A 12,762-nucleotide genomic window follows, 5' to 3' on the forward strand; every position below is an offset into this window, starting at 1 on the left:
GAGGCATCAGCGCCGGGGCATCGCCGCCAGAAAGTCGGCAAACGTCGACTCACGTACACGACGTATCAGGCCGCGCAGCTCACCGACCAGGTCCCCTTCGCACCAGTCGATGCGCAGGTCGATAGGGGCCTGGTGAAAGGATTCGACGCGCAGTGCCGCCGAGCGCGTGCCGCGGACATCACCGCCACACCCCAAGGCCGCTTCCAGCGCATCCACCAGGCTTTCGGGCAGGCAACGCTCGTAGTCCGCGCGATACACCGGCATCGTGCCAGCGGCAATCACCGCCCCGGCGTTGCGGCAGCTGGACGACAGCAAGGTGTCGCACAGCGCATTGACGACACGCCGATCCGCCAGCAGGTTGCCTGCCGCGGCTACGCCAGGGTAGTGGCACGATGCGACCACGGCTCCGTTGTCGGCACCGTTGTGAAGCGCCGACGTTCCGTAGCGATCCATCACCAGACACTGACGCAAGGTCGCTTGCGGATCCTGAACGACTTGATCGTCGAGGGCTTGCTGAGCGCGAACATCATCGGCGAGCGCCTGGCGAATACCCTCCGGATACCAGGGATGGGTCACACGACCTTGCGTCGCGCAGGCGCCGATACCCCGCCAGGCATGATGGACGTAGCCCCCTACCGCCACGCCTCCGGTGGCGGTCAGGGCCGCCACCGTGCCAGTGTCTGGGTTGACGTGCAGTAGAGATAGCGTCATGGGATGGCTCAGTAGCCAACCATGTGGCCAAGCACCAGACCGCCCCAGGACAGCACGTAGACCAGCGCCATGAACGGAAGAATCGCCTTCAGCCACTGCTCGTAGGAAACGCGGCCCAGGGCCAGCATCGCCAGGGTTCCACCGGACGTCGGGACGATCAGGTTCGTCAGACCATCACCGACCTGGAAGGCGGTAATCATCAACTGACGACTCATGCCGACCAGGTCTGCCACCGGGATCAGAATCGGCATGGTGACCAAGGCCTGACCCGAGCCAGAAGGCACGAACAGATTGATTGCCCCCTGCACCACGCTGGCCATGATCGCCGAGAGCGCAGCGGGAATATTCTGGATCAGTCCGCTGAGACCATAGACGATTGTGTCAATGATCTGGGCATCCTTGAGGATCACCTGAATGGATGCTGCCAGGCCGATGACCAGGGCTCCTGCGGTGACTCCCGACGCACCCTCCATCATCTGCTTGACGATCTCATTGGCCGACAGCCCATTGACGATACCGATCACAATCGCAATCAGCAGGAACATGCCGGCGATCTCGTTGATGTACCAGCCCTGGGTGAATACACCGACCAGCATGGCCGCCAGGCCGCCGACAAACACCACCAGCGTCCACTTGTCGCGACCACTCAGGCGATACTCATCCAGGGACTTGCTCATGGCCTTGGCATCGTTGGGTTCACGAAAGTCCATCCGCGTCACAAAGCGGCAGATGTACCAGGACAACAGGGCCAGTGACGTGACCACCAGCAAGGCCCGCAGCCAGGCACCTGAGAAGGTCGGCAGCTCGGCGATGCCCTGGGCGACACCGACGGTGTAGGGATTGATCGGAGACAGGGCAAAGCCGACCCCGATGCCGCCCACCGCCATGGTGGTGCCTACCAGGCTGGAACAGCCCACGGCGCTGGCGATGAGCACCGCGATGGGCACCAGCGCAATGTTGTTTTCAAAGCCGACGGCCACCCCAAAGAAGCCATAGATAAAGGTCCCGGCGGTAATAATGACATTGCGACGCTCGATACCGACGCGATTGACCGCTACACCGATAGCGTTCTCGAGCGCGCCAGTGCGCTGGAGGATATGAAACAGCCCTCCCGCGATAAAGACGATGAACAGATATAGCGAGGCCGCGTTAAGGCCTTTGGGAATCGCGACAAAGATATCGAATGGCGAAATCGCGGCCACGTCAGTGAGGTAGTGAAATGAGTCGGGCACGACCCGGGTACGCCCATCCTGCATCACTCGCTCGAACTCACCGGCGGGAATGATATAGGTCAGCGCGAAGGTCGCCAGCAGAATCAAGAAGATCAGCACCATCGGGTCAGGCACTGTTCTGTACCATTTCTTGCGCTCGGCAAGCGCTTGATCACGAACACTCATCAGGTTGTCCTTGTTATGTGGGACAGAAGGGGTGGCGGCCGCAGTGGAGGCTGCAGACCAGGAGCGAAAGCAGACAGGCCGCGGGGCTGCGGCCTGGCAATGCCCCACAGTATTTATCATGATAAATAGAGGGTCAAGATCATCGCCCGGGTGCGATGTGAAGGCGAGGTGCAGGGAACGGACGTCCAAGCCTCAGACCATCATTCTAGGGGTGGCGTAAGGTCGCAGCACAGTATTTGCCAAACTGCTCTGATTGAGGCGCACAACGCCTACAAAAAATGCTCTAACTAGCAAATACACAACGAAAAAGCGCGGAACGCGCCTGACACCCTTGCACAACTCTCCGTCAAGCACCTAACAATTACGCAGGGGTGATCCAAATCATTCTTATGAACCAGCACGATTTACGCGGATCGTACTAGAACTTGCGCCATCGACTATCTGGTCACAGTGCGAAACTCGGTAGGATTCACATCAGCACATGGCAGCAAGTCTCATACGTTCGTTTCGCCCTTGCGCATTGTCGGCGCACAGGCACTACAGACAGGAAACTCGCCCAGGACATTCGTACAGGAACCTCAGGACGATCCGCCGATGCAACGACCTACTGCTTCCACTCTTCAAGATGATGTGGCGTCTTGTGCCAACGTGCCCCGCCACCCCTTGGACCCACGTCCGGGCCTGCCCGGCTACTGGTTCGACAGCATCAGCGGACGCGAAAGTCGGGCTGACTTCTGCCTCAACGCCATCCTGGCCCTCTCTTGTTACTACGCAGGTCTATGGGCCTTGATCATCACCGCGCCCGACCTCAACGACAGCGTCTCTCCGGAGGGACTGCTGGTGGGGGCAGGCTGGCTACTGGTCAGCGTATATCCCCTGGTGCTGCACGGCGTTCGCCGCCTGCATGATGTGGGCCAACGCGGCCACTGCAGCGTCATGCTGCTGTTTCCCGGAGCCAATCTCCTGCTGACGGTGGTCCTGGTCATGCAGCCCGGCGAAACGACCATCAATGAGCATGGTGAGCGCGAGCGGGGGCATCAAGGGGTGATGGCCGTCAAGTCGCTGCTTACCGTAGGCATCTGGGTCAGCTGCTTTTTCCTGTTCTGACGGCGGTACCATCGCCGACCACGCACCGCTCAGCCGATTCTGAGCCCATGCTGCCGGAGCTTGCGCACCACGCTCGGCTGGCTGATCCCCAGGCGCTCGGCAATGGCGTAAGTGCTGGACAGCGTTCGGCAGCAGTCCGCCAGAATCTCTCGCTCGACCCGGGCAAGCGTCTCTTTCAGACCCTCCCCGTCGCCCCTGCCTGGCGACGCCCAGATGTCCTCCGCCGTATTCCTCGAGCCCGTCACGCTCCTGCTGTCGTCGGAGGCACGCCCGATCTCCTCCGTGGCCGCGCCAGCAGCAACCGCGGAGGGGGAGAATGTCGGGGACGTCACCTGGCCCGATGCTTCCGGCGCGGCCGCCGCGGGCACCTGCGTGCCGGGCAGCACTTCGCGTGCCTGAATCACATCGTCACTGGCGAGCCAAGCCCGCTCCATGACGTTCTCCAGTTCGCGCACATTGCCGGGCCACTCCCACCCCATCAGGGCCTGCCAGACGTCCCGTGCCAGCATCTTGTCTCGCCCGTAGCGCCGGTTGAGCCGCGCAAGCTGACGTTCGACAAGGCCCGGAATGTCCTCTCGCCGCTCGCGCAGGGGCGGCAGGGTGACGGGAATGACATTCAGCCGATAGTAGAGATCCAGTCGAAACAGTCCCTCCTCGACCCGCGCCGAGAGATCCTGATTGGTGGCGACGACCAGACGAAAATCGACGCGCCGGGGCGCTCGGTCCCCTAGTCGCGTGATGCTGCCGTCCTGGATGGTCTTGAGCAGCTTGGTCTGCACCGACAGCGGCAGCTCACCAATCTCGTCGAGAAACAGCGTGCCGCCCTCAGCCTGCTCGATCAGCCCCTTGCGGCCACCGGGGGCCGCTCCGGAAAAGGCGCCCTGGCAGTAGCCAAACATCTCGGACTCGAACAGGCTTTCCGGGATGGCGGCGCAGTTGACGTCGATGAACGGCCCTTCCCTGCGTGAACTCCAGCGATGAAGCTGGCGAGCGAACGCCGTCTTGCCGACCCCTGACTCTCCCAACATCAGCACGGTAGCGTCGGTAGGGGCCACACGCTTGAGCAAGAGCGCCACCTCGCCCATGAGCTGACTCTTGACCTCGAGATGCCCCAGCTCCTGTTCCTGCAAGCCACTCTGGAGGCCACTCTCCGACTCGATCGCGTGACCGCGTCTCAAGTGCTCGCTGAAGCGTCGCTGCAGCAGCGCGTACTCCTGCTGCAACAGCTGCAGGTCGGTCAAGTCCATGGAGCGACTCACCACGGCGATAAGGCGCTCGCCTTGAAACACCGGATGTGCCTGGGCAATCACCCGCCGCCCGGTGCCTGTGTGCTGCACCAGTTGGGTGGGTTTGCCCGTGCGAATGACTTCAAGACTGACCGACGGCGTCAACACGCCCTCCGCTTCGAGCCGCTGCACGCTGGTGGCACAGAGCTCTTCACAGGACATGCCGTAGACCGCCGCCGCTCCGGGACTGACGTCCCGTATATGGCCATCGGGCGCGACGATAAAGAAGTGATCGTGCGCCGTGTCGATAATCGTCTTAAGTATCAGCGCATCGTCAGTCATCGGCGATCCATAAACGCATCATTGATGCAAAAGTGTATCACGGCCAGCCCCGCCATTGATTCAATAGTGAATCAACGAGCCCCGGATATCGCTCCGTGTACGGCAACTTCGTGCACATTTTTTGCGCCTTTAGTATAACAATCGCAGAACTGGCACACCTCCTGCTTAAACAAACCTATGCATGCCTGGCCAGTCGTCTGGCCAAGGTGACCTCATCAGCGATGTCAGGAGTTCCAGTGAGCGACTTCAACCAACCCCTCGGCGGCAACGAAATGCCTCGCTTCGGCGGTCCAGCCACCATGATGCGCCTGCCTACTCAGGATAGCGCCCAGGGGCTCGATGCCGCCTTCATCGGCATTCCCATGGACATCGGTACGTCCAACCGTCCCGGCACTCGCCTGGGGCCGCGCCAGATTCGCGACGAGTCGCGCATGCTGCGTCCCTACAACATGGCAACGGGGGCCGCGCCCTTCGACAGCCTGCAGGTGGCAGATATCGGCGACGTGCCGATCAACACCTTCAACCTGCCGAAGAACCTGGACATCATCTCCGGTTTCTATGACCAGGTACTGGCCCATGACTGTGTGCCGCTCACCCTGGGCGGCGATCACACGCTGACCTGGCCGATCCTGCGCGCCATCGCCAAGAAGCACGGCCCCGTTGGCCTGATCCACATCGATGCCCACGCTGACGTCAACGAGCACATGTTCGGTGAAGAAGTCGCTCACGGCTGTCCGTTCCGCCGGGCTCAGGAAGAAGGCCTGCTGGACGCCAACCGTGTGGTGCAGATCGGCCTGCGTGGCACCGGCTATGCCGCTGAAGACTTCGACTGGTGCCGCCAGCAAGGCTTCCGCGTGGTGCAGGCCGAGCAGTGCTGGCACAAGTCGCTGGAGCCCCTGATGGCTGAGGTTCGCGAGCAGATGGGCGATGGCCCGGTCTACATCTCGTTCGACATCGACGGCCTTGACCCCTCCGTCGCACCGGGCACCGGCACCGTCGAAATGGGCGGTCTGACCTCGGCCCAGGGCCTGGAAATCGTGCGCGGCGCCAAGGGACTCAACATTGTGGGTGGTGATCTGGTGGAGGTCTCCCCGCCCTACGACCCCAGCGGCAACACTGCGCTGATGGGGGCCACCCTGCTGTATGAAATGCTGTGCGTGCTGCCCGGCGTCAAGCGCCGTGACTGACCGTTGACAGGGCCAGGGAGAGGCCCTGGTTCGTCCCTATGAGGCGCTCCTTAAGGAGCGCCGAACACTACAACATCAAAGAGTGACCCTCCCATGTCTTCCCATCTGCACTCTGCCGACAAGATCACCACCGAAGGGGGCAAGCTAAGCACCCACGGTCTGCTCAAGTTCCTGATCCCGTCTGTGATCGGCATCCTGCTGTTCCTGGTACCTTTCTCCGTAGGCGACACCATCAATATCGGCATGGGCTTGGCCGCCGACTGGCTCAAGGCCACGCTTGGCGATGCGCTGCCGGCCATTGCCACGGTGGTACTCACGCTATCGCTGGTGCTGACGCTGCTGGTCAAGCTGACCAAGCCCGGCTGGGCTAGCCAAGGTGCCCTGAAAGAGCTGTTCGACATCGCGCCGCTGTGGGTCGTCATGCGCGCGCTGGGCGCCCTTTTTGCCTTGATGACCTACTTCCAGGTCGGGCCCGAGATGATCACCGCCTCCTTCACTGGCGGAGTGATGCTCAACGACCTTGCGCCGGTGCTGCTGACCTTCTTCTTCTTCGCCGCCATTCTGCTGCCTTTCCTGGTCGACTTCGGTTTCATGGAGTTCATTGGCTCCATGGTGCGCACCCCGTTCCGCAAGATCTTTGGCCTGCCCGGCCGCAGCGCCATCGATGCCACGGCGTCCTGGATGGGCTCCGGCACCGTAGGCGTGCTGATCACCACTCAGCAGTATGAGCAGGGCTACTACAACGCTCGCGAAGCCTCTGCCATCGCCACCAACTTCTCCATCGTCTCCATCGCCTTTGCGCTGCTGGTGACCAGCTTCATCGGCATCAATCACCTGTTCATTCCCTTCTACCTGACCGTGGTCGTGGCAGGTCTGGTGGCCGCAGTCATCATCCCTCGCCTGCCGCCGCTGTCGCGCAAGGCGAATACCTACTACGAGCCCGTGGGCTGCCAGATTCAGGAAGAGAACACCAGTAACCAGAGCCTCTTGCGCTACAGCCTGGGCATTGCCGTCGCCCGCGCCGAAACCGCTCCGGGACCGGCCAAGCTTGCCCGCCTGGCACTGTTCAACGTGGCCGATATCTTCTTCGGTCTGCTGCCGCTGGTCATCGCCATCGGCACCGTCGCGCTGGTGCTGGCGGAATTCACGCCGCTGTTTACCTGGCTGTCCATGCCGATGGTGCCGGTGCTGGAGTGGATGGGTCTGCCGGAAGCCGAGGCTGCGGCTCCCGCCACCCTGGTCGGCTTCGCCGACATGTTCCTGCCGGCGGTACTGGCCAGCGATATCGAAAGCGAGCTGACGCGTTTTGTCATCGCCTGTCTGTCGCTGACCCAGTTGATCTACATGTCGGAAATCGGCGCGCTGCTGCTCAAATCCAAGATCCCCCTCAAGCTGTGGGAGCTGGTCGTGATCTTCCTGCTGCGCACCGCCATCACGCTGCCGATCATCGTCGTCATGGCCCACTGGCTGGTGGGCTGACAGGGGAGAAAACCCGAGATGACTTCCAACGACTCACAGGCCGCCGGCAAGGCGGCCTTCACCCGCATCGATGAAAGCACTGCTGAGGACTGGGCGCTGATCGCCGCCCACGACGCTGACTACCTGGCGGGGCTTCCCGACACCATCCTGACGACCCTTGCCCGCCTGGGCGAGGGTCACCAGCCCTACCAGATCAGCCGGCTCGATCACTGTCTGCAGAGCGCAACCCGCGCTGAGCGAGCCGGTGCCGATGAAGAAATGATTGTCGCTGCCCTGCTGCATGATATCGGCGACGAACTGGCGCTGTTCGACCACGCCGCCTATGCGGCCTCGATCCTGCGCCCTTTCGTCAGCGAGAAGACCCACTGGATCATCCAGCACCACGATGTCTTCCAGGGCCACTACTACTGGGACAAGGTCGGTGGCGACAAGGACGCCAGGGAGCGCTTCCGCGGTCACCCCTGGTTCGCCGACTGCGAGGCGTTCTGCCGGGACTGGGATTGTCCTTCGTTCGACCCGGACTATGACACGCTGCCGCTATCGCACTTCGAGCCCATGGTTCGGCGGATCTTTGCCCGGGTGCCCTACTCGCTGGCCCCGGACCCCGCCCTCACTCCCCCCATGTCCCAAGGAAGCACCGTATGACCTGCGCTGAACTGCTGATTCGCCTGCTGCGCGATACCTACGACGTGGACACCGTCTTCGGTATCCCCGGCGTCCACACCATCGAACTCTATCGCGGTCTGGAAGGCGGCAACGACAGCGGCGTTCGCCACGTCACGCCGCGCCACGAGCAGGGTGCCGGCTTTATGGCGGATGGTTACGCACGCTCCACCGGCAAGCCCGGCGTGTGCTTCATCATCACCGGTCCCGGCATGACCAACATCGCAACCGCCATGGGACAGGCGCTGGCAGACTCGGTGCCGATGCTGGTGATTTCCAGCGTCAATCGCCGTGACACCCTGGGCCGCGGCCAGGGGCGCCTGCATGAGCTGCCTGGCCAGCGCGAACTGATCGCTGGCGTCTCGCGCTTCAGCCACACGGTGCTCGATCCCGACAGCCTTGAGGAAACCCTGGCGCGCGCCTTTGCGGTGTTCGACGGTGCTCGCCCGGGCCCCGTCCATATCGAAATTCCCATCGACCTGTTCAATGCGCCGGTCACTGCCCCTGGCAGCACCACTCGCACGATCATCAGCAAGGCAGCCCCGGCCAGCGATGCGCTGGACCAGGCCGAAGCCTGGTTAAGCGAGGCACGCCAGCCGCTGGTCCTGCTCGGTGGAGGCTGTGTCGATGCCCCCGAGGCGGCCCGTCAGCTGGTCGACGCGCTGGATGCCCCCACCGTCACTACCATCAATGCCAAGGGCCTGCTCGGTCGTGACCATCCCCTCGACCTCGGCGCCAATGCCTCGTTGCCCGCCGTGCGGCAACTGGCAAGAGACGCCGATGTGGTGCTGGCGATTGGCACAGAGCTGGGTGAGACGGACTACGATGTGGTGTTCGATGATGGCTTCGAGCTGGGTGGCCGCCTGATCCGCATCGATCTCGACCCGCAACAGCTCGCCCGCAATCAGCATGCTGACCTGGCCATCGTCGCCGATGCCAGCGAGAGTCTGAAAGCACTGGCGCGCCGCTTTGCCAGCCGCTCGCTCAAACGCGACGGCCACACGCGTACCCGTGCCGCCCTGGAAGCGCTGTCCCTCGCCTCGGATCCGGCCTTCCGCGCCTACGTGCCGCTGTTCGACACCCTGGGTGACAACCTTCCTGGCGCCATTCTGGTCGGGGACTCCTGCGCCACCACCTATGCGGCCAACCATCTGGTCAGCCAGGATGCGCCGCGCCGCTTCTTCAATGCCTCCACCGGCTACGGCACCCTCGGCTATGGCCTGCCCGCCGCCATGGGCGCTTGCCTCGGCCAGCCGTCGCTGCCCGTGGTGGCGCTCGTCGGCGACGGCGGCATCATGTTCACCCTGTCCGAGCTTGCCTGTGCCGTCGAAGAGCGCCTGCCGGTGATCGTGCTGCTGTGGCATAACCAGGGCTACGAAGAAATCCGCCGTTTCATGGATAACGCTGGCGTCACCCGCCTGGGCGTCGATATCCAGGCACCGGACTTCCAGACCCTGGCCGCTGGCTTCGGCTGCGCCGCCACCCGAGTCGGGAACCCCGCGGGGCTGGCGCGCGCTCTTGAGCATCGTCCCAAGGATGGGCCGATGTTGATCGAGATCGATGCAGCAGCCTGGAACGATGCATTGGGCGAACACTGATGTCCCGCGCCCCCGTCGACACGTCTGGGTCGACGGGGGCTATTGGCTCCCTGCCTGCCCCCCTGGCGGGCCACCCCCTAGACGCTGTTCGGGCAACTGGGCAATCACCCGTCGTCTGCCACCGACCAGCCCTTGCACGGGTCGCACTACCCGGTGGCTGCCAAGGTAGTCACCACCATAATCACAACCATAAAGGACTCTTCGATGAATGCGCTGAAGCGGCTGATTGGCCACGACACCCTGGACGAACACCAGCACAAGAGCATGGGGGCCACGGCCACCTTCGCCCTGTGGCTCGGTGCCAACGTGGTGGTGACCACGATCCTCACCGGCATGCTGCTGGTCCCCGACCTGCGTTTTCCGGTGGCCATGACCTGGGTCTTGATCGGCTCGCTGATCGGGGCCATACCGCTGCTGCTGGTGGGCCTGATGGGCCAACGGACAGGGCTTCCTTCCATGGCTCTGAGCCGTCGCGCCTACGGGCCTACCGGCTCAAAGATCATCAGCCTGGTGAACATGGCGGTACTGATCGCCTGGAGCTGGATCCAGGCGTTGCTGGCCGGCATGAGCCTGAACTACGCCATCGAGACCACCACCGGCTACTCCAACCTGCCGTTGATGACCGTACTGTGCGAGACCATCGTGGTGTTGATCGTGTTGCGCGGCCACCTGGGTATCGAGCGTATCGAGCGCTGGGCAGCGCTGGCCATGATGGTACTGGCCGCCGGCGTGGTGTATCAGCTCAACCGGCACTATGACGTCGGCGCACTGTTCGAGATGCCCGTCGAATCCCGCAACGGTATTACCCTCGGCATTGCCTTCGATATCGTGGTGGCGACGGCGTTCTCCTGGATTTCGACCTCTGCCGACTACAACCGCAACTGCAAGAGCGGGCGGATCGCCGTACTTGGCACCTATGGTGGCTATGTCTGCGCGTCGATGATTGCCATGGGCCTGGGCGCTGCCGTGTCAGGCCTGTCCGTGCTCGGCGGCATGGAGCAGACCTATGACCCCACTCGCCTGCTGTCCGGCTTCGGCTTTGGTCTGCCTGCCGCGCTGGTGATCTTCTTCTCGGTGATGACCACCAACGTCATGGCGGTCTACAGCGCCACCCTGTCCTGCATGAACGTCTCTCCCGGCATGGCATTCTGGAAGCCGGCGCTGGTCATCGGCGTGGTCACCGTGTTCGGCGCCTTGATTCCCGGCATCCTCGATCAGTTCCAGAACTTCCTGCTGCTGATCGGCGCCTTGTTCATTCCCGCCTTCTCGGTAATGATCGTCGACTACTACCTGGTCGGCCGTGAAGGCTACACTGCCGAGCTGCTGCGCTCGCCGCGCCAGCTCGGTCGGCCAACGGCGACCATCGCCATCTGCGCCTACCTGGCGGGTGCCCTGCTGGCGGCCTACTGGACCCTGGTCGCCCCGCTGTCGATCGGTGCCTCGCTGCCGGTGTTCGTGATCACCGGTGGCCTTTACTGGCTGGGATGCGTGCTGTTCACCCGCCGACGTTTCGTTCTGCAAGGAGACTGACCCATGCGCCTGATGCTGGCCCAGACGGATCCTGTTACCGGCGATATCGCAGCCAACCTGAGTACCCTGGAGGGCCTGTGCAGACAAGCCGAAGCCGCCGGCGCCGACCTCCTGGCATTACCGGAACTGGCACTCACCGGCTACAACGTATTTGACCGCCTCGATGAGCTGGCCGACGAGGGAGCGCTGGTCGATCGCGTGGCGTCGCTGGCACGTCAGTATCATCTGCATGTGCTGTTTGGCCTGGCATTGCGCCAGGCCGACGGCCGCCTCACCAATTCAGCGGTACTGCTCGATGACGAAGGCCACCAGCTTGCCTGCTACCACAAGCGCCAGCTGTGGGACCGCGAGCACCGGTACTTTGCTCCGGGTGACGAGCTCTGCGTCGTGGACACTCGCCTCGGCAAGCTGGGGCTGATGATCTGCTACGACAATGAGTTTCCGGAAATGGCGAGGGCCCTGGCCCAGGCCGGAGCAGAGGTCATTCTGTCACCGACCGCCAACATGGTCCCCAATGCAGATCGCCAGCAGCTGCAGATCAGGGCCAGAGCGATGGATAACCAGCGCTTTGTCGCCTGTATCAATCGCTCAGGCGTCGAGGACACCCTGCATTACTGTGGTAACAGCCTGGTGGCGGGACCGGACGGCGAGGTGCTGGGCCGGCTCGGCAATGATGCCGCCGTGCTGGTCGTCGACCTGGATCTCGAACGTATCCATGAGAGTCGTGTTCACCAGGACTACCTCAAGGATCTTCGCCCGCTGAAGGGACACTGCCAATGACGGGCTTTACCCTGCCCCGGGGAAGCGCCGACCGCTGGTATCGTACTCAGCGCATGGGTGACGACATCACCCTGATCGATGAGCCCGCGATCAAACCGTTCTACCGTTGCAATATCTGGCACCTGCGAGGTCGCGAGCGTGACCTGGTGGTGGACTTCGGCCTTGGTGCCGTGCCGCTTCGCGATAGGGTGGCATTGCTGGCCGAACGCGAGATTGTGGCGGTGGCGAGCCACACCCACTTCGACCATATCGGTGCCGCCCATGAGTTCGACTGCTGCCACGTGCATCGCGCCGAAGCCGATATCCTGACGAGTCCCGACAACCGCCGCACCCTGGCCGATGCCTTCCTCGACGACGCCATGTTCGATGAGCTACCGCCGGCGCCCTACGCCCACAGTGGCTATCGCATTCCAACGCCACCGCGTATCGAGGTGCTGGAGGACGGCGACATCCTCGACCTGGGCAACCGTCAACTCGAGGTGGTGCATACTCCCGGTCACTCACCGGGGGGCATTGCCCTGTGGGAGGCGTCCACGGGAACCCTGATCAGTGGCGATATCCTCTATGATGGCGAGCTGATCGAAGACGCTTATCACAGCGACCTGGATGACTACGCCAGGAGCCTGGAGCGCCTGCGCCGTCTGCCCATCCGCACGGTTCATGGTGGTCATTTTCCCAGTTTTTCCGGCGAACGCTGTCACGCGCTGATCGACGACTGGCTGCGTCGCCATTCCTGAGTTTG

Annotated in this window: 11 protein-coding genes; 8 read left to right on the top strand and 3 right to left on the bottom strand. The window is 62.9% G+C overall.

Features of this window, described 5'->3' with window-relative positions:
- Positions 1-6: 6 nt before the first annotated feature.
- Both KUV45_RS03630 and KUV45_RS03635 read right to left on the bottom strand, forming a co-directional pair.
- Positions 7-711 carry a DUF1028 domain-containing protein gene (locus tag KUV45_RS03630; RefSeq protein WP_206944050.1) on the bottom strand — a complete coding sequence of 235 codons (705 nt, stop codon included), beginning with the start codon at positions 709-711 and terminating at the stop codon, positions 7-9.
- Positions 712-719: 8 nt separating this feature from the next.
- On the bottom strand, positions 720-2,108 hold the full coding sequence (locus KUV45_RS03635) for a YfcC family protein (RefSeq protein ID WP_222164092.1): 1,389 nt from the start codon (positions 2,106-2,108) through the stop codon (positions 720-722).
- 594 nt (positions 2,109-2,702) lie between these two features.
- On the opposite strand from KUV45_RS03635, the gene KUV45_RS03640 reads away from it, so the two are divergent.
- Complete coding sequence (locus KUV45_RS03640; RefSeq protein WP_206944054.1) at positions 2,703-3,215, top strand: DUF805 domain-containing protein; 513 nt, start codon at positions 2,703-2,705, stop codon at positions 3,213-3,215.
- 29 nt (positions 3,216-3,244) lie between these two features.
- Here KUV45_RS03640 and KUV45_RS03645 read toward each other — a convergent pair whose 3' ends face one another.
- The gene (locus KUV45_RS03645) at positions 3,245-4,783 is read right to left on the bottom strand and encodes a sigma-54-dependent Fis family transcriptional regulator (protein ID WP_222164093.1); all 1,539 of its coding nucleotides are present in this window, start codon (positions 4,781-4,783) and stop codon (positions 3,245-3,247) included.
- Between the two features lie 236 nt (positions 4,784-5,019).
- Here KUV45_RS03645 and speB point away from each other — a divergent pair, with 236 nt between their 5' ends.
- The 7 genes from speB (at position 5,020) to KUV45_RS03680 (ending at position 12,757) form a co-directional block, all read left to right on the top strand.
- On the top strand, positions 5,020-5,970 hold the full coding sequence (gene speB / locus KUV45_RS03650; RefSeq protein ID WP_224852151.1) for an agmatinase: 951 nt from the start codon (positions 5,020-5,022) through the stop codon (positions 5,968-5,970).
- 93 nt (positions 5,971-6,063) lie between these two features.
- Complete coding sequence (locus KUV45_RS03655; RefSeq protein ID WP_206944058.1) at positions 6,064-7,449, top strand: YjiH family protein; 1,386 nt, start codon at positions 6,064-6,066, stop codon at positions 7,447-7,449.
- Positions 7,450-7,467: 18 nt separating this feature from the next.
- Positions 7,468-8,094: an HD domain-containing protein gene (locus tag KUV45_RS03660; protein ID WP_222164094.1), complete on the top strand. Its 627-nt coding sequence runs from the start codon at positions 7,468-7,470 to the stop codon at positions 8,092-8,094.
- A complete protein-coding gene (locus tag KUV45_RS03665) occupies positions 8,091-9,710 on the top strand; it encodes a 5-guanidino-2-oxopentanoate decarboxylase (protein ID WP_222164095.1) in 1,620 nt (539 codons plus the stop codon). Before KUV45_RS03660 ends, KUV45_RS03665 begins: the two co-directional genes overlap by 4 nt.
- Before the next feature lie 204 nt (positions 9,711-9,914).
- The gene (locus KUV45_RS03670) at positions 9,915-11,240 is read left to right on the top strand and encodes a cytosine permease (RefSeq protein WP_222164096.1); all 1,326 of its coding nucleotides are present in this window, start codon (positions 9,915-9,917) and stop codon (positions 11,238-11,240) included.
- 3 nt (positions 11,241-11,243) lie between these two features.
- Positions 11,244-12,020: a carbon-nitrogen hydrolase family protein gene (locus tag KUV45_RS03675; protein WP_222164097.1), complete on the top strand. Its 777-nt coding sequence runs from the start codon at positions 11,244-11,246 to the stop codon at positions 12,018-12,020.
- A complete protein-coding gene (locus tag KUV45_RS03680) occupies positions 12,017-12,757 on the top strand; it encodes an MBL fold metallo-hydrolase (RefSeq protein WP_222164098.1) in 741 nt (246 codons plus the stop codon). The genes KUV45_RS03675 and KUV45_RS03680 overlap by 4 nt, the downstream gene beginning before the upstream one ends.
- Positions 12,758-12,762: the final 5 nt, after the last annotated feature.

This window comes from Halomonas sp. DP3Y7-2, assembly GCF_019800795.1.
In the GTDB taxonomy this organism is placed as follows: domain Bacteria; phylum Pseudomonadota; class Gammaproteobacteria; order Pseudomonadales; family Halomonadaceae; genus Halomonas; species Halomonas litopenaei_A.

What these genes read in the sequence shown, in the direction of transcription:
- KUV45_RS03630 (WP_206944050.1), bottom strand. Translation starts at nt 711, where the DNA reads ATGACGCTATCTCTACTGCACGTCAACCCAGACACTGGCACGGTGGCG.
- KUV45_RS03635 (WP_222164092.1), bottom strand. Translation starts at nt 2,108, where the DNA reads ATGAGTGTTCGTGATCAAGCGCTTGCCGAGCGCAAGAAATGGTACAGA.
- KUV45_RS03640 (WP_206944054.1), top strand. Translation starts at nt 2,703, where the DNA reads ATGCAACGACCTACTGCTTCCACTCTTCAAGATGATGTGGCGTCTTGT.
- KUV45_RS03645 (WP_222164093.1), bottom strand. Translation starts at nt 4,783, where the DNA reads ATGACTGACGATGCGCTGATACTTAAGACGATTATCGACACGGCGCAC.
- KUV45_RS03655 (WP_206944058.1), top strand. Translation starts at nt 6,064, where the DNA reads ATGTCTTCCCATCTGCACTCTGCCGACAAGATCACCACCGAAGGGGGC.
- KUV45_RS03660 (WP_222164094.1), top strand. Translation starts at nt 7,468, where the DNA reads ATGACTTCCAACGACTCACAGGCCGCCGGCAAGGCGGCCTTCACCCGC.
- KUV45_RS03665 (WP_222164095.1), top strand. Translation starts at nt 8,091, where the DNA reads ATGACCTGCGCTGAACTGCTGATTCGCCTGCTGCGCGATACCTACGAC.
- KUV45_RS03670 (WP_222164096.1), top strand. Translation starts at nt 9,915, where the DNA reads ATGAATGCGCTGAAGCGGCTGATTGGCCACGACACCCTGGACGAACAC.
- KUV45_RS03675 (WP_222164097.1), top strand. Translation starts at nt 11,244, where the DNA reads ATGCGCCTGATGCTGGCCCAGACGGATCCTGTTACCGGCGATATCGCA.
- KUV45_RS03680 (WP_222164098.1), top strand. Translation starts at nt 12,017, where the DNA reads ATGACGGGCTTTACCCTGCCCCGGGGAAGCGCCGACCGCTGGTATCGT.